16 protein-coding genes and 1 pseudogene are annotated in these 19,063 nt (G+C 64.0%); 13 read left to right on the top strand and 4 right to left on the bottom strand.

Going from position 1 to position 19,063, the window contains the following annotated elements:
- Positions 1–520, top strand: a 520-nt coding sequence (locus GEV06_24535) for a hypothetical protein (GenBank protein MPZ21040.1), incomplete at its 5' end; no start/stop codon positions are given.
- A gap of 18 nt (positions 521–538) precedes the next feature.
- Here the strand turns inward: GEV06_24535 and GEV06_24530 are convergent.
- Positions 539–868 (bottom strand): YnfA family protein, encoded by a 330-nt coding sequence (locus GEV06_24530; GenBank protein ID MPZ21039.1) that lies wholly within the window; start codon positions 866–868, stop codon positions 539–541.
- A 111-nt stretch (positions 869–979) separates the two neighbouring features.
- Between GEV06_24530 and GEV06_24525 the strand changes: the two genes are divergently transcribed.
- The 9 genes from GEV06_24525 (at position 980) to GEV06_24485 (ending at position 11,152) form a co-directional block, all read left to right on the top strand.
- Positions 980–1,300, top strand: coding sequence for a hypothetical protein (locus GEV06_24525; protein ID MPZ21038.1), 321 nt, complete (start codon positions 980–982; stop codon positions 1,298–1,300).
- A gap of 134 nt (positions 1,301–1,434) precedes the next feature.
- Positions 1,435–1,695 (top strand): DUF4160 domain-containing protein, encoded by a 261-nt coding sequence (locus GEV06_24520; GenBank protein MPZ21037.1) that lies wholly within the window; start codon positions 1,435–1,437, stop codon positions 1,693–1,695.
- Positions 1,650–1,988: a DUF2442 domain-containing protein gene (locus GEV06_24515; protein ID MPZ21036.1), complete on the top strand. Its 339-nt coding sequence runs from the start codon at positions 1,650–1,652 to the stop codon at positions 1,986–1,988. Before GEV06_24520 ends, GEV06_24515 begins: the two co-directional genes overlap by 46 nt.
- A gap of 26 nt (positions 1,989–2,014) precedes the next feature.
- Positions 2,015–2,596, top strand: a complete 582-nt coding sequence (locus GEV06_24510) for a hypothetical protein (GenBank protein ID MPZ21035.1) — start codon at positions 2,015–2,017, stop codon at positions 2,594–2,596.
- Positions 2,597–3,518: 922 nt separating this feature from the next.
- Positions 3,519–4,184: a sigma-70 family RNA polymerase sigma factor gene (locus GEV06_24505; protein ID MPZ21034.1), complete on the top strand. Its 666-nt coding sequence runs from the start codon at positions 3,519–3,521 to the stop codon at positions 4,182–4,184.
- A complete protein-coding gene (locus GEV06_24500) occupies positions 4,181–5,998 on the top strand; it encodes a hypothetical protein (protein MPZ21033.1) in 1,818 nt (605 codons plus the stop codon). The genes GEV06_24505 and GEV06_24500 overlap by 4 nt, the downstream gene beginning before the upstream one ends.
- A gap of 2 nt (positions 5,999–6,000) precedes the next feature.
- Positions 6,001–9,252 (top strand): hypothetical protein, encoded by a 3,252-nt coding sequence (locus tag GEV06_24495; GenBank protein MPZ21032.1) that lies wholly within the window; start codon positions 6,001–6,003, stop codon positions 9,250–9,252.
- A gap of 47 nt (positions 9,253–9,299) precedes the next feature.
- Positions 9,300–10,721 (top strand): hypothetical protein, encoded by a 1,422-nt coding sequence (locus GEV06_24490; GenBank protein MPZ21031.1) that lies wholly within the window; start codon positions 9,300–9,302, stop codon positions 10,719–10,721.
- Positions 10,685–11,152 carry a hypothetical protein gene (locus GEV06_24485; protein ID MPZ21030.1) on the top strand — a complete coding sequence of 156 codons (468 nt, stop codon included), beginning with the start codon at positions 10,685–10,687 and terminating at the stop codon, positions 11,150–11,152. The genes GEV06_24490 and GEV06_24485 overlap by 37 nt, the downstream gene beginning before the upstream one ends.
- 845 nt (positions 11,153–11,997) lie before the next feature.
- Here the strand turns inward: GEV06_24485 and GEV06_24480 are convergent.
- Positions 11,998–13,317, bottom strand: a complete 1,320-nt coding sequence (locus tag GEV06_24480) for a hypothetical protein (protein ID MPZ21029.1) — start codon at positions 13,315–13,317, stop codon at positions 11,998–12,000.
- Between the two features lie 79 nt (positions 13,318–13,396).
- Between GEV06_24480 and GEV06_24475 the strand changes: the two genes are divergently transcribed.
- Both GEV06_24475 and GEV06_24470 read left to right on the top strand, forming a co-directional pair.
- On the top strand, positions 13,397–16,246 hold the full coding sequence (locus tag GEV06_24475) for a TonB-dependent receptor plug domain-containing protein (GenBank protein MPZ21028.1): 2,850 nt from the start codon (positions 13,397–13,399) through the stop codon (positions 16,244–16,246).
- Positions 16,247–16,281: 35 nt separating this feature from the next.
- The gene (locus GEV06_24470; protein MPZ21027.1) at positions 16,282–17,253 is read left to right on the top strand and encodes a hypothetical protein; all 972 of its coding nucleotides are present in this window, start codon (positions 16,282–16,284) and stop codon (positions 17,251–17,253) included.
- 299 nt (positions 17,254–17,552) lie between these two features.
- Here the strand turns inward: GEV06_24470 and GEV06_24465 are convergent.
- Positions 17,553–17,657, bottom strand: a pseudogene (locus tag GEV06_24465) (DJ-1/PfpI family protein).
- Positions 17,658–17,860: 203 nt separating this feature from the next.
- On the bottom strand, positions 17,861–18,244 hold the full coding sequence (locus GEV06_24460; GenBank protein MPZ21026.1) for a hypothetical protein: 384 nt from the start codon (positions 18,242–18,244) through the stop codon (positions 17,861–17,863).
- A gap of 492 nt (positions 18,245–18,736) precedes the next feature.
- Between GEV06_24460 and GEV06_24455 the strand changes: the two genes are divergently transcribed.
- Positions 18,737–18,889: a lmo0937 family membrane protein gene (locus tag GEV06_24455; protein ID MPZ21025.1), complete on the top strand. Its 153-nt coding sequence runs from the start codon at positions 18,737–18,739 to the stop codon at positions 18,887–18,889.
- Positions 18,890–19,063: the final 174 nt, after the last annotated feature.

Below are 19,063 nucleotides of genomic sequence, written 5' to 3'. Positions count from 1 at the left end.
TCAACGGCGCCACAACGCGCGCGGGTCCAACGTGCAGGCGGGTATCCTCATGGCCGTGGCGCTTGCCGTCTTCGTCGTGATCATGATCGTCACGACGCTACGACGCGACCGATTTCTGGCGGAAGGGAGCCTATGGGGATCTATCCCGTGGGATCCCTCATGGCCTTCCCTCCCGGTGGTGAATGGCCCAAGAATGTTACGGATCGACGTGGAACGCACCATCTACGCCTTTGCAGGAAGGAACGCGGAGCTGCTGCAATACATTCCGTGCTATTGCGGCTGTCGATCGCAGGGCCACCGCAGCAATCTCGATTGCTATGTCAGGCATCGCTCCGCAGATGGGCGTGTCAGCGAGTGGGACCGTCATGGTCAGACCTGTCCCGTTGGTCCCGACATTACCGGCGACGTCATGCTGTGGCACAAGCGCGGTAAACCACTGTCGGCGATTCGCGACGACATTGATCGGGAGTTCTCATCACGAGGCCCGGCCACACCAACACCACGGCCGCCACCTCCCTGATGCGACGCGGATCCCCACTCATCGCGGCGCGTACATGATCAGGCCCACTCCGAGCAGACACACGATTGCCCCGAGCACATCGAACCCGTCCGGTGCCACGGCGTCGACCCACCAACCCCACAGGAGTGAGAGCACGACAAAGACGCCCCCGTACGCCGCGTACACTCGCCCGAAGTGCGCGGGCTGATACGTGGGAACGAAACCGTAGAGGACCAACAGAACGCACCCCGCGACGCCTATCCAGACGGCCGCGCCGTGACGCCACCACTGCCAGACGAAATAGCCTCCGCCGATCTCGCAGAGCCCGGCGGTCACGAACAAGAACATCGAGTGGAGGATTGTGCTCATCTCGAGAACCTTCCTAGATTGCTCCAGCAGCCGTCGCGAGCTGCAGCCGTGTAACGTCGACGGCGCCCACACACTATCAGTTGCGCCGGCCACGAAGAAAGGGATCGGCCAATGTCGGATAACCTCGAGCGGGTACCACCACAGCTTGCTAGTCGCCGACCTATCGGCGGGCAGGCAATCTCGAGCGCCAATCCGTCTGCGGGTTCGACGCGTGGCAGGTGGACGTGCTGCTGCGTCGAGAGCACCACCCGCACCAGCGCGGTACGGCTGCAGTTGCGGCGTGAGCTGTTCGACGTCTTCAATCAGCCGCTGTTCGCCGACCCGGTCGCCTGGTTCAATAGCAAGCTGTTTCGTGGTCGACGCGGATGTTCGGTCGAAGCAGGGGACTGGGGGACCGGGCTCGGTTCAGCTCGCGGTCAGATTCTGTCCTGACCCTGCGGCCGCCTTGAGGCTCGGCGAACATCAGGCGCTGCCCCTCATGCGGGATGGCGCTCCCGAGCTGTTTTGCGTAGACTCGTGACGTGGAGCCCGTTCTGGTTCGTCCAGCCTCCTCGGTGTCGTGACGGATGCCGACGATCAGCGTGTTCTTTGGCATCGTCGTGCAGATGTTCTGGCGAGAACACGGGCCGCCGCACTTCCATGCGACGTACGGCGAATACGAGGCCATCATCGACATTCGAGAGCTTCGCGTCATGCGAGGACATCTCCCGCGCCGCGCCCTGGCGCTGGTGCTCGAATGGGCTGTGACGAACCGGGATTCGTTGATGGAGGATTGGGAGCTATGCCGCCAATTGAAACCACCCAACCCCATTCCCCCGCTGGAGTAGCGCCGCCCCCTCGGTCAGCTGCACCTTGGCGGATCGTTTCCGTGCGCCCGGACGAGGACTTCCGCCTGCACGTGGTCTTCGTCGACGGGACGGCCGGAGACGTACAGCTTCGTGCGTTCATCGAGAGCCCAGCTATCGACGGGACACTTTTCGAGCCGCTGCGCGACCCAGCCTGTTTCCGACAGGTGCGCATCGAGTTGGGCGCCGTGACCTGGCCTAACGGCGCGGACCTGGCCCCGGATGCCATGTACGACGCGATTCGTGCCAGCGGGCATTGGGTCTTGCCGGCGTAGGAGCGCGAAGGCCGCTGCGACGATGGGTGTGGACAGAATGTCCGACTGGCCAACGTCTCCCGGACGCGCGCGTCCTGTCGTTTCCGGAGTGGCATGCCAGCGTCCGACGCGAATGGGCCTCTACGATGGTGGATGGCCGTCTTGTCGTCGTGAACCCGCGCGTCCTCACGCTCGACGCCAGTGCGCAGGATTATGTGTTCGCGCACGAGCTCGGGCCCCTGTGGCACGGCCACGGGCGCGGCGATCTGTGGCGGAACATCGGCGCGTGGGTCCTGGCGCTAGCAGCCTGCCGGTTGTCTGGGCGCTCACCGGCGACGCCTGGCTGGGGCTCGTTGTGCCAGCGGCGGCGATCTTCTGGTAAGTGTCGGCCTACTGGCCGCGGCGGATGCTCGAAGAGGAGCGGCACGAGGCCCGAGGCCGAGGCGTTCGCGCGAGGGCTGCTCGGTGAGGAGGCCTGCACACGCGCGGCAGGGCCGAGATCGAGCGCGATCGGCGGGTCTGGCGTGAGTCCGGATGGACGCGCGCGTGACGGAAGGAGCGTGCGTCGACCGACGCTGAAGCGTGCGCAAGGGGTGGCGACTGAGGTGCTCCACCCCGGGGCTCTGTGAACAATCTGTGAACAATTTGGCGCCGAACACCGGGGAATACCGCCTTCTGACCCGAGCTAAACCACCGAAGAACCCACGAGTCCGAACACCTGCATTACGCTGTTAACCGGAGGGTTGCTGGTTCGAGTCCAGCCTGAGGAGCCAATATTTTCAACAACTTAGCGAGATCCGCTCCGATCGGGGTTGTGAACAATTTTGTTCGGCGAATCCCGTCTGTCTCTGGATCCGCAACGCGAGACTCGCAAAAACATTAGCAATTTCTCCGATCCTCGAACGAGCCACCAGATGAGCATCCGGTCAGAAACCGGAGTGTACGCTCGCATGGCTGTCTGGTGACGACCTCATTCCTGACACCCTTCATGGCGAGTTCGTTCCGCCATGCATCACCAGCGTCTCGACCTGTTTGTCAGGCACGAGCGTCACGTCGGCGCACGATCGCAGCGTCGGATCCTGTCAACGCCTGCAGCACGATGTCGCGAAAGGCCTCGGCGTTGATGGCCGACCCACCCGTAGCGCTAGCGGCAGGTGGCCAGAGTTGCCGGAGAGGACGTCGTCAGAATTTTCGGAACCCGCACCAGCCAGAGGCGCTCAAGGCGAGCCTTCCGCGTCTCTTCTCTGACGAATGTGCGAACGCCATGCGAGGTCGTCCATCGCGTCGTGGTCTCGTCTTCGCCGTCAGACCGATCTCGCAATCGCTGATCAGCGCTTCTCGGCGATCGGTGTGGTGCACGCAGGAGACTCACCGCCGCCGTGTGGTAGGTCTGGACGTACACGGCGTGCGTCACGAACACGAATAGAGTGGACCCGACGAAGCCTCCCGTGGCGCGTGCGTTGCAATGATCCGACACTGCTGACGTACGCTGAAGGCTCGATCCGAGCACCAACAGCATAGCTTGGCCTGCCTCACCCGCGATCGTCCGTGATGCGCGGGACCTCACCGAACTTTTACGCCGAGTTTACGGCACTACCCGTACCCTTTGGGTCTGTCGGAGCAATTACTAGAGAGTACGGGATGACGGACAGCGAACTCGTAGCGCGAATCTCTCAGGGCGATGAGCCGGCCTTTCTCGTGGTGTACGAGCGATACGGCGACGCGATTTATCGGGTCGCGTATCGCATGCTTGGCGACGTTGGCCTCGCGGAGGATATCCGCCACGAGTGCTTCATGACGTTCGTGCGGCGACCCGAACGCTTCGACCCCGCGCGAGCGTCCTTGCGAACGTTCCTGCTCGCCATCACGAGGCATCTGTCACTCGCAGCGCGGCGGCGTCGGTCGAGAGGTGAAGGCGTCGACGTCGCCGACGAGGCCGTCCCGGATGGCACGCGACCCGACCCGCTCCGCCATCTGCTGCGCAACGAAGTGCGAGAGCGCGTACGCGCTGCGGTCGCAACCCTGCCGATGCTGCAGCGTGAGGCGCTCGTGCTCGTGGATTACGAAGGGGTGTCACTCGCGGAAGCCGCCGCGGTCGCGGGGGCGGACATCGGCACCCTCAAGGCGCGTCTGCATCGTGCGCGTGCAGCGCTGCGACGGATCTTGATCCGAGACGCCTTGCGGAGCTCGGAAAGCCGTCAGCGGAGCCGGGCATGAGCGAGCAACGCTGGCATACGCTGCTGAGCTTTCCCTCACCGGCGCACCCTCGCCAGGACCGGGCCGCGACCGGCGCGCTGCCAGAGTCGCCCCCCGATGAGGCTCCCTTGCGTGACCTGGCGACATGGACCGTGCCGCCAACGTCCGATGAATCGCGGGAACGACTGCTCGTCAGCGCCCGTGCCGAACTTCGCATGCGGGCGCTAATGGCGGCACGGAGTGACTGGCTCCGTCTGACACTCCCCGAGCACTCGCACCGGCGCTGGCCGCTGGCGGCGGTGCTGTCGACGTTGGCCGTGGTCGTCACGGCGTCGTTCTGGTGGAGTGCCGTGACGGTCTCCGCGGATGAAGCCTTGTCGCGTGCGGAGCAGGCCGAGGTCGGGTGGTGGTCGTCAACGTCGCGGCCTATCGTGCATCAACGTATCGAACTGCGCACAGCCAAGGGTGGCGCTCGCCGCCAGGTGCTGTGGGAGTCGTGGTCGAATTCGGCTGGGGAAGTTCGTCGCTTCGCCACCGAGCGACCAGCCCAACGGGCCGTTGTCAGCCGCTATCTGGAGACGTTGGCGCGCAATGGGTTGGACAAAGGCCCACCGCTCTCAGCGGTGGCGTTCGCCCACTGGCGTGCGCAGCTGCTTGCAGGCGAGGACACGAAAGAACGCGTCGAGCGGGTGCAGACCACGGATATGGGGCCAGCCGTCCGCATCCACATACTGGCGCCAAGACCGCAAATGGCGGGTCGGGTCGTCGAGGCGTCCGTGCTTCTGCGTACATCGGATTGGCATCCCGTCGAGCAGGTGCTCCGCGTGCAGACGAGCGATGGAGACGTTGAGCGCTTCCACTTGATCGAGTATCACGCCAACGTCGTATCCCGCGAGCTCTTGCCGGACACGTTCTTCGACGAACCTGTGCCACCAACTAAAGCGCCGCCGCCGCCAATCCTGTCATCAGCGGAGTTGCGTGACATCGAAATCCGGGCGTTGTTCGCGTTGCATCAGCTCCGCGCCGACCTCGGCGAGCAGGTCGACGTCATTCGTCGCTCCCAGCACATCGAGATCTGTGGTGTGGTCGACACGGCGGATCGGTTCACGGCCATCACTGGGGTCATGAGCCAGATCCCGCACGTGCGCCTCTCCCTGGTGCAGGCTAACCGTGCGGCGGCAGTCCGTCCAACTCCTCAATCTGTCGTCACGTCACCTCTGCCCCTCTCAGACAGTCCGGTGTCCGTCGACGCGGTGGGCGACCCGCCTCTCTGGCGATTCATCGATGCCTACCTCCGGGCCGGGCACGACGATGCAGAGACGACGGACGGCCACGCGATGGCTCGCGCTCGGGCGGTGAATGTGTTCGTGCAGGAGGTGAACGGCGAGGCAGAGGCGGGAGTCGCCGAAGCGTGGGCCTTGCGCCGGCTCACGGAACGTTATCCGCCAGGGACGCGAGGCGCGCTTGCGGAACCGTCCCGCCTGCGTCTTCAGGAGATGACACACGACCATGTCACCTCGATCCGTGGCCGCGTCGTGAGCCTGCGGCGCGCGTTGAAGTCGGTCGCGGTCGCGGCTCAGAACGCTCGCGGGAACGAAGCCATTCTCGAGAGCGAAGCGCCTTCCACTGACGAACGCCCGAGCCTGTCGGGTCCTGAGGTGTTTCGCGATGTGATTGAGGTGGAGCGGCAACTCTCGGACCTGCTGGTGTCATCCGGTCGCCGCGCCGCGCTCGCTGGCGGCGATGACGAGGCAGTGCTCCGAATGCTGGGGTGCCTCCTCTCGTCTTTGACACGACTCGATTACGACCTCCAACGGTTGATGGAGCAAGCCTAATCATGTGCACACGGAAGGAAATAGCGAGACTGGGCCGAGGAATCCTTGCGCTCGGGATGCTCTTCTGCGCGATCGGTCAGGCGAACGCGCAATCGCAATCGGCCAATCTGATAGGGTTGGCGACCGACGAATCCGGCGCCGCCCTCCCGGCGGTCGACGTGCAGGTGCGCAACGTGGCGACAGGGTTGACACGTTCGGTGCAGTCCACGGCCGACGGGACGTACACCATTGCGTTGTTGCCGGCTGGAGAGTATCGCGTACGAGCGCAGAAGAGCGGCTTTCGAGTCGCGGAGCGCACAGGCGTGATGCTGGCCGCTGATTCGACGGTACGAATCGATTTCCGTCTCATCATCGGGGAAGTCACAGAGACGGTCGAGGTGGCCGCCGGGGGCCAAGTGCCCTTCGACACCGAGACAGGCCGGCTGAATCTGACGATTCCAGAGCGCAAGATCCTGGATCTGCCCTACAACCAACTGGGGACGCTCAACCTCGCGCGCTACATTCCCGGAGCGTTTTCGATGTCGGGCAGCTTCGAATGGAGCGTCGCGGGTCTGGGCAACACACAGATCAACCAGTCCTTTGACGGAATCACCGTCAACAACATGAACGGCGGTCTCGGGGGAGGCTACTACTTCTCGCCATCACTCGATGCCGTCCGCGAAGTCTCGTATACGGTCGTCAACCAGTCTGCCGAGAATCCGTTCGCGGCGACGTACTCGGTGGTCTCGAAGTCGGGGAGCAACCAGGTCGCGGGCTCGTTCTGGTGGTACCTGTCCCACCCCGAATGGAACGCGCGCGACTACTTCGCGACGACGTCGCCGACCGGTGACCTGAATCATCGGGTGGGTGGGACGCTCGGCGGGCCGATCCTGCGCAATCGGACGTTCTTCTTCGCGGACGTGCAGCAGGAGCGCAACACCGTGCCACGCCAGTACAACCTGCTGGTGCCCACCGACAAGCTCCGCGGCGGCGACTTCTCGGGTCTCGGCACGGTGCGTGATCCGCTGACCAACGAGCTGTTCCCGGGGAATCGCATCCCCGTGGACCGCATTCCCGACGCGGTACGGAACATGATGGACTTCTACCTGCCGCAGCCGAACGTGGCGCGCGACGAGAACTTTGGCTTCTTCAACGAGACCGTGAACCGCAACACGCGACTCCAGCACTACAATATCCGCGTCGACCACAAGTTCTCCAACACCAGCAACCTGATGGCGCGGGTGCTCCGACAGACGTTCACCGACTATAACAACCTGAGCGCGCCGGTTCCCGTCTGGGGAGAGATCAAACGCCTCAACCCCACCTGGGGGGCCTCGGCCAGCCACACGTGGGTCCTGTCGCCGCGACTGCTCAACGAGGCGCGGATCGGATGGAGCCTTGCGCCGGATGAATCGTCTGGTGATCTCGATGGCGCCGCGGCGGTGCAGCAGCTTGGGCTCACAGGCTACGACATCACGCTGCCCCACGTGGCCACGGCCCCGGCGCTCTCGATCACCGGGCTGTCGAGCATCGGCTCGCCCAGAGTACCCATCCGAGAGGATCGCGTCTGGCACATTTCCAATTCGCTGACGTGGATGGCAGGACGCCACACGGTCAAGGCCGGGACGCTCATCCGGCCAATGACCCTGAACCAGCAATTGCCCGAGCTGCAAGACGTCTTCGGGAGTCTGGACTTCACCGGGACGTATACCGGGCTGGGGATGGGGGACTTTCTCCTGGGGCTTCCGGAGACGACGAGCCGCATTGCCCGCGCCTACGACACCAGCCGAGAGATCACCCAAGTCCACTGGTTCGTGCAGGACGACTTCCGGCTCAGCGAAACCCTCACGCTCAACCTCGGCCTGCGCTTCGAGCGAAACCCCGAGGCGATCGAGGACACCTTCAATCTCGTATCGATCTTCGATCCCGCGACGGGCAGTATCGTTGTCCCCACCGACCAGCAGCGAGAGCTTCTCGACCCGCGCGTGAGAGCGCTCGTACCAGTGCTCCTCGCGAGCGACGTCGGCTTCGACGAGAAAGGGATCATCGACCAGCGCAACAAGCACTGGTATCCACGCGTGGGTGTGGCCTGGCGGCCGTTCGGCGACGCGCGCACCGTCGTGCGCGCCGGCTACGGCGTGTATGCGACGGACAACGCCAATCTGTTCTCGGCCATTGGCGGCGGGCTCTACGCCGTCAGCGAGACGTTCGATAACACCATCGGGCCCAATGGTCCGCTGTTTCAGCTCCCGCAGGTGTTTCCGGCTGGCGGTGGGACGCAGCCGATTGCCCCCGGTGCGCTGTCGGTCTCGACCCAGCAGCGCGGTAGGCCGGTTGCCTATTCCCAGCAGTGGAACGTGTCGTTCGAGCACGAGCTGCGCCCCAATCTCTCCATGCGGCTGTCTTACCAAGGGAACAGGAACACGAATCTCGGGGTGTACTCGAACCTGAACCAGCCGACGGCGAGCACGGACCCGTTCGACCAGTCACGCCGTCCCTATCCACTCTATCGCGATATCCCCATCGCGGAGTTCCGGGGCAGCAGTTCGTTCAACGGCTTGACCGCCGCGTTGTCCAAGCGCTTCTCGAGCGGCTTTCTGTTCGACGTTACCTACAGCGTGCAGCGCGACGTCGGCGACGCGTTCACCTATTTCGGCGGCCAGAATGAGGATCGGTACAACTTCGCGCGCGACCGGGGCAACACGCCGTACATCCCCCGCCAGCGGTTCACCGCGCAGTACATCTGGGAGCTGCCGTTCGGGCGCGATCGCCACTTCGGGGCCGATTGGAACGGACTGCTGCAGTGGGTCGCGGGCGGATGGCAGGTGAGCGGGTTCTTCGCCGCTCAGAGCGGGCTCTTCTTCACGCCGACGTTCAGCGGCGTTGACACCTCCAACACACAGCGGTTCGGCGGCCGAGCCGACGCCATCGGCGACGGGACGCTGTCGGGAGACGAGCGGACCATCGAGCGATGGTTCGACGCGGCGGCCTATGCCATTCCCGCCAACGGGACATTCGGGAATGTCAAGCCGTTCAGCCTCGAGGGCCCGGGGCGTTGGGTCATGGACTTCGGCGTCTACAAAGAGTTCGGACCGTGGGCAGGACACCAGCGCCTCCGCTTCCAAGCGACGTTCATCAACCTGTTCAACCATCCCGCGTTCGGGTTGCCGGTCGCCGACATCACGAGCCCGGCCGTGGGTCAGATCCTCTCGACCGACAACACGGAAGGCGGCGGCGGGCGCACCGTGCAGCTCGGCCTGCGCTACACGTTCTGAGACGCCGACCTGCTCTCATGCCAACTGCAGTAGGAGACGACGACGTGATGGCATCTCGAGACGGCGGGCGTATGACGCGCCGCCTGAGGGCGACTGCGCTGACGCTGGCGCTCGCCGCTGGGGGAATGATCGCGGCGGGGGGCGGCGTGGCGGCCCAGCAGACAGGCGGCGCCGTGTTCTGCGGTGACTACCGGGCGGAGGCGCCGCGCTGGTGGAAGGGCAACACCCACACGCACACCTGGTGGAGCGAGGGGGACGCGCCGCCAGAGGTGGTGGCCGCCTGGTACGTCGAGCACGGCTACAACTTCCTGGTCCTCAGCGACCACAACATCCTGCAGCAGGGGCCGATCGACTATGGGTTGACGGGACGCCAGTCCGGGGACGAGTGGTACTACCCATGGCCCACGTTCTGGTATCCGTTCCACACCAATTTCAGCGGGCTCGAAGCGGCGCTCGCGTCATATCGCGAGCACTTCGGGGACGATTGGGTGCAAGTGCGGGGACAGGGCACCAAGAAGCAGGTGCGCCTCAGGACCCTGGACGAGTTCCGCCACCTGTTCGAGCAGGCTGGCGAGTTCATGTTCATCCAGGGCGAGGAGATCACGGCGCCTCACAACGTGCACGTGAACGGCATCAATTTGCAGAGCGTCATCGAGCCGCGCGGCGGGGAGAGCACCCTCGAGGTCCTGCAGAACAACCTCAACGCCGTGCACGATCAGGGCGTTGCCACCGGGCGCCGGATCATCGCTCAGATCAACCATCCCAATTATCGATTCGGCATGACCGTCGAAGACCTGATCGCGGTCCAGTACGGCAAGGGAGAGGGTTTTTTCGAGCTGTACCACGTCGACGACTTCTTCAACAGCCACGGGGACGACCTGCACGTTGGCATGGAGCCTCTCTGGGACATCGTCTTGGCGAAGCGGGCGGCCGAAGGGCGGCCGACGCTCTACGCCGTCGTGTCCGATGACGCCCACGTATTCAGCACGGTGAAGGACGAACGAGGTCAGGCGCAAGCCGGGCTTGGCTGGATCATGGTGCGCGCGGCTCGGCTGACACCGGATTCGATCGTGTCGGCCATGCAGCGTGGCGATTTCTACGCCACGACCGGCGTCATGCTGCGGGAGGTTGCCCGCGCCGGCAGCACGCTGCAGGTCGATATCGAGCCGCAGGCGGGGGGCGAGTATACCATTGAGTTCATCGGAACGCGGCGCGGCGTGGACCTGAACGGCACGCCGGTGACGAACGTGCCGCCGGACACCGGGGGCCGGGTGTCGCACAACTACAGCAACGACATCGGCGTGACGTTCGACCGCGTGCGGGGCGTGTCTGGCCGGTATAAGCTGCGCGGCGACGAGCTCTACGTCCGCGCACGTGTGATCTCCAGCAAGCCACACCCGAACGGCAACCGCCCGGGCGAGCGGGAGATGGCGTGGACACAGCCGTTGACTGCTGGCCATCGCAACTGACCTTCGCCGCGGGCAGCGAACTGTGGCTTGAGTACCGCATCGACCTGCAGCAGGAATTCGTGATCGGAGGGTATCGCCCTGGCCCGCATAGCGTCGATGCGCTACTAGTCGGCTACCACGTTGACGGGGACCTGCGGTTCGCCGCCAAGGTCCGAGCAGGATTCACGCCGCACGTACGACGAGAGGTGCTCCAGCGTTTGCAGCAGCTGGGTACCAAGCAGTGTCCGTTTTTCGACCTTCCGACTGGCAACACCACTCATTGGGGTGGTGGCGTGACGCCCGAGGAGATGAAGCAGATGCAATGGCTGAAGCCCGCGGCAGTCGCTCACATCCGGTTCGCAGAATGGACAGCCGACGGCCGTCTCAGGCACTCGGCGTTCAGCGGCCTGCGTGAAGACAAGGCCGCGAACGATGTGCGGCGCGAGACTTGACCGCTGCAGGCCCCGCGCATGCTGAGATGCGCAATCCTTGCAGTGAACAATTTTGTGAACAATCTGGCGCCGAATACCAGGGAATACGCCGTTCTCACCCGAGCTAAACCACCGAAGAACCCACGAGTCCGACCACCTGCATTACGCTGTTAACCGGAGGGTTGCTGGTTCGAGTCCAGCCTGAGGAGCCAATCTTTTCAACAACTTAGCGAAATTAGCTCCGATCGCGGTTGTGAACAATTCTGGTCGGTGAATCTGTCTTTCCTCTGGATTTGCAGAGCGAGACTCACAAAAACATTGAGCAATTTCGCGGATCCCAAAGCGATCCATCAGATGAGCATCCGGTCAGAAACCGGAGTGTACAGGGTGGTGGGCGATGCCCTGCGCCTGGCCTTGTGGCGACTGCTGGCAGGGGATCCTATTGTCTCTTGCTGACGGCGGACACGTCTCATAACGCTCCGTCAACTACGCAGGAAACCGGTCCAATGCAGAGCGTTCTTAGCCCGGCGGTCGCGGCGTACGAGGCGCGACAGTAGCGAAAGAGTTGGCGCCGCGACCCGGTGGACTAAAAACGATCTGCATTGCTTCCGGTTGAGGCAAGCAGGAGTACACTGGCACAGCAATCCAATTGTGCACTTCTGTGCTCGCCACGTACCCGATTGGATCAGATCGGCGCCTCCTGGCGGGTATCCGTGTAAGGTAGCCCTGATGCACGCGTCGAGTCGCCCGTCGGCAGGGGGACTTCATTTGATTACGACATCTTGATAATCAGAATGAGCAGTCGTTGAAGCTCACGGCGGCCCGCCACGGCGCGACGATTCAGCAGGTGGTGCCCGCCATCGCCTCTAGAGGAAGCGCCAAGCGATCGGCCGTGCCTGTGGAGCCGTCCCCGCCACGGGGTGTGCTTCCAGCAGAACGTTGAAGTACGAGGGTCCGCCATTAGACGCTGGCGATCGAGCCAGGAAGGCGTTCATCGCGTCATCGTTCAGCAGGAACTCGGCGGCCGCCTCGGTCCCGGCAGTCGACGCTCCCGCGAGCATGAGCACACGCCCGGCGTCATCCACATTCGGCAGGAACGACAGCACGGCCCACACCGATCGCTGCGCGTCCTTCAGGTGCGTCCGGTACTCGCGCTGTTCCCCGGGGCGCGGCGACCGGTTCTGTACGATGAACTCGGATTGCGCGAGGTCGAGATCCAGCCAGAAGTTCAACTTCTTGCCGAAGAGCTGGAGCCAGGGGTTCGAATGCGGCGCGCCCAGGAGAATGGCATTCGACACCTTGAACTCAGCCAGGCGCAGGTCCCTCGAATAGCGGACCATGGCTTTCGCGGAAGACGCCTCCGGACGGGTCATCAGTCTGGAGGCCACGGCGACATCGACTGCTCCGCTGTAGCGCCGCCGAGCGATCCTCCGCAACAGGTCGCTCGAGATGCTGCCGTGCGACGCGAGCTTCGCCACGTAGTCGCCGGTGATGTAATCAGCCAGGGTCACGCTCTGCTGCGCCAGATCCTGCGCCAGAACGAGACCGGTATCCGCGGGCACGATCAACGTGCTGCGCGTCCTGTTGAAGATCGATTGCCAGAGCGCCCCAGAACGAGACTCCGCAGCCCGGGGCCACACTGCGTAGCCTCCGGCCGACACGGCGAGGGATGCCGCCACGGTCATCGCACGGCGGCGCGTCATGGCACGCGCGCCAGCAACTGGCGGTGCGCTGCCGACCGCTGCATCGAGTGCCCGTCGCTCGAAGACGGGCCGATACGCCCCTTTCGGTATCGAGATTCGAAGGGCCTCCGTCCGCCCTTCGCCCTCGAAATATGCATCCAGCCTCTGGCGGAGCAGTCTTGCCTGGGAGCGGACGATATTGTCCTCGGCCGGGTTGTAGGCGGGTGGGCGCCCGAACACCCGGACGCCAATGTTGTGTTCGGACACCTGCGCGATGGCTCCGTCGATCGCGCTATCGCAGACGAAACGCAGGAAGGCGGACAGTTTGATCGAGCGCGCAAACTGCCGACTCGCGAGCACGCGATCCACGAGCGCCCTTCGATCACCCGCACCCTCGACCACGAAGCAGATTGTAATGCCGAGCCTCGAGCCGGTCGGTAAATTGAAGGCCACGATACGGTGACGGCTATGTAACGGCGCGGGCCGCACGATCGCCGAAGTCACGCCTTCACGGTCAAAACACGGTCAAAACACTGTCAAACCACCTACCACCCGCCTGTCGCGATCCGCGAGACTGGCCGCCATGAGAACAACGCTCCTGCTCATCTGTCTTCTCGGCCACGCTGGAGTCCTCATGGCCCAGAGCAACGTCGCCGACGCGGCGATCGACGGGTACGTCATCGACGCGACCGGGGCACGGATCCCCGGTGCAACGGTCGTGGTCACTGCTCCCGCGACGAACCAGCGCCGCGAGACATCGACCGACGCCGACGGCCACTTCCGCTTCACGCTCTTGAGGGTGGGCACCTACGCACTGACAGTCTCGGCGCAGGGTTTCGCCGAGTACCGCCAGGAAGGCATCACGTTGAACGTCGGCCGCAGCGTCCGCGTAGACGTGACCCTGTCGCTGGCCGGGGTGGACGACGGCGTTACGGTTCGTGCCGATGCGTCAATGGTGCAGACCACGCCGACCGGCTCGGGCGAAGTTCTGAATGAACGGGCGGTGCGCCGTCTTCCGCTTTCATCCCGCAATGTCTACAACCTTCACCTGATCGGTCCGGGCGTGAAGGGCGTTCCGAGCTCAAATGCCGCGACCACGGTGTTCTTCACGGGCGGCCTCGCGAGAACGACCTGGATGGTCGACGGTATCGACGCCACGTCACGCCGCTTCGACCGGCAGATCCGCCTCGGCGTCGTCAGTCCGGAAGCCGTCGAGGAGATGCAACTGCTCTCGGGGGGCCAGTCGGCGGAGTTCGGGCGATCGGCCGGCGCGACGCTCAACATCGTGACGCGCGGGGGAACGAACGACTTTCATGGATCGGGGATGACCATCTATCGCCCGAATAGCCTGGCGGCGCGGCCTCCGCTGGCCGCCACCAAGACCGAGCAGTCCTGGTGGCTCGCTGCCGGCAACCTCGGCGGCCCGATCGTGCGTGACCGCGTGTGGTTCTTCGTCAACGACGAGTACAACCCCTATCGCGAGCCGCAGCCGGTGACGATCACGACTGCGAATACCCAAGCACTCGGACTCACGGCCGAAGACGTCGCAGACTCCGAGTACGGAGAGACGTACCATTCGCCAAGCGCGAAGGTGAACTTTCAGCTCAACCCGCGCAACAGTGGGTTCGTCCGGTACGGGCGCTTTTCAAACGCGCAGCCGGTGGGACGTACCGGCCTGACGATTCCCGCGCGCACGACGGATTACAGAGACCGGCAGAATACGGTCGCACTTCAATGGGTGTCGACGCTGACGCCGTCTCTGCTCAGCGAATCTCGCTTCAGCTTCAACACGCGGACCGAGACGAGACGCCCAGTCGGTTCCAGTGGTCCTGACGGCGCCTTCATCAATATTCAGAGCGTCGCCAACATTGGTGTGAATCCCCTGGCCTTCAACGAGGGCACCGAGACGTCCACCACCGCGAGCCAGACCCTCACGTGGACGAAGGGTCGGCACATGGTCAAGGCCGGTTTCGGTTATCAGACGACCCGCCTGGCGGTCACCAACGCGCTCAATCGGACATTCACCTTCAACGGCCTCGCCGCCGCGGACGGACGGGGCCCGGTCACGCCGCTCGATCAGTATCTCCAGACGGTCCGCGGTGACATCGACCCGGCGACCGGGCGGCCGTACACCTATAGCCAGCTCACACAGCAGCTCGGCGACTCGAGCCTCGCGCGCCGCTTTCACTTCCTAACGTGGTTTGCGCAGGACGAGTTGCGCATCTCGCCGAGGTTCACCGTCAACGTCGGCATCCGCCACGAGGCGCTCCTCTATCCCGTGATGGACGATCGGGCGCCGCACCTCTTGTCGCGAGATGTGCAGGACGCTCGCACCAATATCGCGCCTCGCGTCGGCTTCAGCCTGCTGCCCGTCCGCAGCCGGCGCACGGTGCTCCGGGGCTTCTACGGCGTCTTCTACGACACGCCGAGTCTGAACCTGCTGATCAATGCCGGAATCAACAATGGACGGCGCGTACAGACTTACGTCGTCCAGGGTTCAGACGCAGGAGCGCCGACGTTTCCATCGCTGCTCGCAGGGGCCGAGACCAGCCTTCCGGCGGTCGCACCGTCTGTCACGGCGTTCTCGCCGGAGCTGCGGACGCTGTACGGGCACAACGCCGGCATCGGCATCGAGCACGAGTTCGTTCGCAATCTCACCGTCGCCCTCCAGTACAGCTGGTGGGGACATCGCGACGGGCTCTACGCACGCGATATCAACCTCGGGGAGCCCGTTCGCGATCTCGCCGACGGACGGCCCGTGTTCCAAGGAGCGAGCGGCCGGCCGGACACCCGATTCAACGCGATCAATCTCCTCGAGTCTGGCGCAAAAAGCAACTACCACGGGCTGGACGTGACAGTCCGCCGGCGGTCCACGGCGGGTCTCCAGTTATCTGCGACGTGGACGTGGTCGCACGCGGTGGGCGATGGGGAAATGCAGGGCGGTGCACTGTCGAATCCTGCAGACCGCCGCTTTGACCGTGGGGATCTCAACGGCGACGCCCGGCACACTCTCAACCTCGCCGCGCTCTACGCGCCGCAGTTCCAGACCCGCTTCCTGCGCTTCTTCAACGGCTGGGAGCTGTCGTCCACGGCCTTCTGGAACAGCGGCTATCCGATAGATCCGCGAGCGGGCGTGGATCTCAACAATGACCTCGTGCTGAACGATCGCCAAATCGGCGTGGCCAGGAATTCCGTCGTCGGGCCGCGCTTCCTGCAAGTCGACGTCCGTGTCATCAGACGAGTGCGATGGCTCGACTCGCACGCCCTCGAGCTGTTCGTCGAGAGCGACAACCTGCTCAACACCGTCAACGCCAACTGCACCAACGCATGCACGGACGCGGTCGTCAACCGTCAGGATGCCGTCGATTTCGGGCGCATTACGGGGGCGCGCCCTGGACGTCGGGTTCAGCTCGGCGTCCGGTATTCTTTTTGAGCCGCACGTCAAACACCAGTTTACAGGAGCAGCCGATGGCACAGCATCGCATGACGCGTATGACCACGCTCTGCTTGGTGGCACTCTTCCTCCACGCGCCGGTGGCCGAGCCTTGGGGCCTGAGAGGGCACCGGATGCAGATCGCCGCGACTATGAACGTTCTGCCCGCGGACATGCCGGCGTTCTTTCGAACCGCGGGACCACAGCTCAGATTCCTCAGCACAGAGCCCGATCGCTGGCGGACGCCCGAGTCTCCGGCAGTGGTGGAGACATCCGGACCGAATCATTTCTTCAGCTACGAGCGCGCGCCCAAGGTCCTGCCGCGCAACAGGCATCTCTTTCTGGTCGAGCTGATCGAGGCAGGAATGCTCGACGCGGACAGGCCCTCGCTTGCGCCATTTGGCCTCGCACCCTACGCGATTCAGGAGTGGGCCGATATGCTCAGCGGCGCGTTCCGACGATGGCGCGGTATGGGAGAAGACACAGTGGAGCGAAGGACGGAGAAGCGCCAGCTCGAACAGAGCATTCTGTTCATCGCGGGCGCCTTGGCGCATTGGGTGACCGATATGTCCCAGCCCATGCACTGTTCGGTTCACCTGCTCGGCTGGCATCCGTCGGTGCCGAATCCACACGGCTATGCAACGGACCGCAGTATTCACGGGAGGTACGAGACCGACTACGTCGACCGTGTCATCGACGGTCGCGACGTCGAGGCCGCGCTGACGCAGAGGCCCGTGGAGCTAGGCGATTGGCTGGAAGAATCCTCCAGATACATCGCGGCGTGCAACGGCCATGTCGAGACGATCTACCGATGGGACAGCGAGGCGCCATTCGGATCGGGCCGCGAGCGAGCCGAAGCGAAGCCGTTCACGGCGGAGAGGTTGGCCGAAGGGGCCGCGATGCTACGGGATGTCTGGGTAACGGCGTGGCGACGGTCCGCGAAGTCGCCCTACCAACTCAATCACGAGGCGGTACCGGGCCGGCCGCGAATCCAGGACGCTAGGTAGTAGCCCAAGAACCATCAGTTCACGGAGGATTTACCACATATCGTCCGTTTGGATAACGCGTGTCGTCGGGCGCCTCTCCTATGCTCCAGCGCGCGACGGGCGAGGGAACGAGATCGCGAGTACGTTGACTCACGAATCCGCTGACCACGGATGACGAACTCGTACCACCACACGGTGCGACGCTTGTAGAGCATGCCGGCTCCACCCAGCCGATTGGCGACCAAACTCTAACCGTGATGTGGCCGACGACAGGGGCGAATGACGCCGCGCGAACGGCGTGCATGTCGACACCGAAAGTCCCAGTGGGAGGTCGCCTCGTAGCTCCTCAGCAGACCCGCCGCCGCCAGAGCGAGACTGCCAATGCAAGCGCTCGTCACCCATTTCGCTCGCGCACCCCTGCTTGCGCTTGGCCCTGCGCTGCTCTGGGGCGCCAGTGCCCGCACGGGGGGCTCAAACAACACCGGCTGCCGACATGATGAGCATCTCGCTGGATGCACCAAAGGTGGCGATGCTCCTGTATCCGAGGATGGTCGCGCTGGATCTCATCGGCCCCATGACGGTGTTCAACGTCCTTCGCTGAAACGTCCAACTCGTCTGGCGGGACAAGTCACCGGTCTCGACCGACGTCGGCTTGCCGATCGCGGCGAACCAGACGTTCGACGAGTGTCCGCGATCTCGAAGTGCTGTTCGTTCCTGGCGGCATTACGGGGACGATCGACTGTATGAACGACGTTCGGGTGTGCGATTTCCTGGCCGATCGGGAGCGCCCCTTGAGCAGCAGCATGATAAACGTGTGCGTATGACTGTGCTCGGGCACGGATCGAGCGGCATCGTGCCGGACGATCGAGACGTTGAGGAGCGCGCTCGACCACTGGCGTTCGATGCCGCCGAAGAACCGGCCGGGCGGCAGATGCGGCATGGCCGCGGAAGGGACGACCGTCTCGGCGGAAGGCGACGTGGCCATCCGGCTCATGCCGGTCGAGTGTGCCACCGATCGAACAGATGGGGGCTGCGGCGAATTGTCACAGCCGCGCAACGGCCTGCGACAACGTGTCGCACAGGGCAACCCGGCACAATCGGCTACCGTGTGGGATCGTGGTGAGACCAGCTCGACACTGCCATCGTATGGAGACATTAATGTACGTGAGGATCGAGAATCTCGAAGATGTCCGTTATACCAGCCGCGGACGCGTCGATGACGCGGACGGGTTCGACTACTACCCCGCGCCAGGCAGGAATGCGAGCGTGGGCGTCGAGTTCCGCTGCACCTTGGTCGCGGGCAGTCCTGTCGAGCCACCCCGACCATGTGCTAGGTCCATTGTGATGCATCGATCGTGCCCAAAGCCCGCTCTGACCAACTGCCGAGATCCGGAGCGAAGTAGGAAGCGGCCAGCGGCGGCACGAAGAATGCTTCTAGCGAATGGAGCAAGTACACGGTCGACAGCGCCACCATCGAAACGAGACGAGAGAGGAACCACGACCCATGCTTTGGACAATCTTGCTCATCCTGCTGTTTCTCTGGCTGGCCGGGCTCGTGACATCGTACACGCTTGGAGGATTCATCCACGTCCTCTTGGTGATCGCGCTGATCCTGATCATTCTGAACTTGATCCAGGGCCGCCGGCCAGTGGTTTAGATGCAATGCTGTTCACTTGACCTTTTCGCACGTAGCGCGCGGCCTTCAGCTACGTCCCCAGGCGGGATCAGGTCGGCGGTGCTTCCCCCAACGTCGCCATTGGAGTGTGGGGCCTCGCAACGCTGACGGGGCTGGCCCGTCGAGCGAAGCCCGGGTCTGAGTGTAGGCCCGACC

The organism is Luteitalea sp., from assembly GCA_009377605.1.
Taxonomy (GTDB): Bacteria; Acidobacteriota; Vicinamibacteria; order Vicinamibacterales; family Vicinamibacteraceae; genus WHTT01.
The sequence above is the reverse complement of the archived record's forward strand: the minus strand, read 5'-3'. Positions and strand labels throughout refer to the sequence as shown.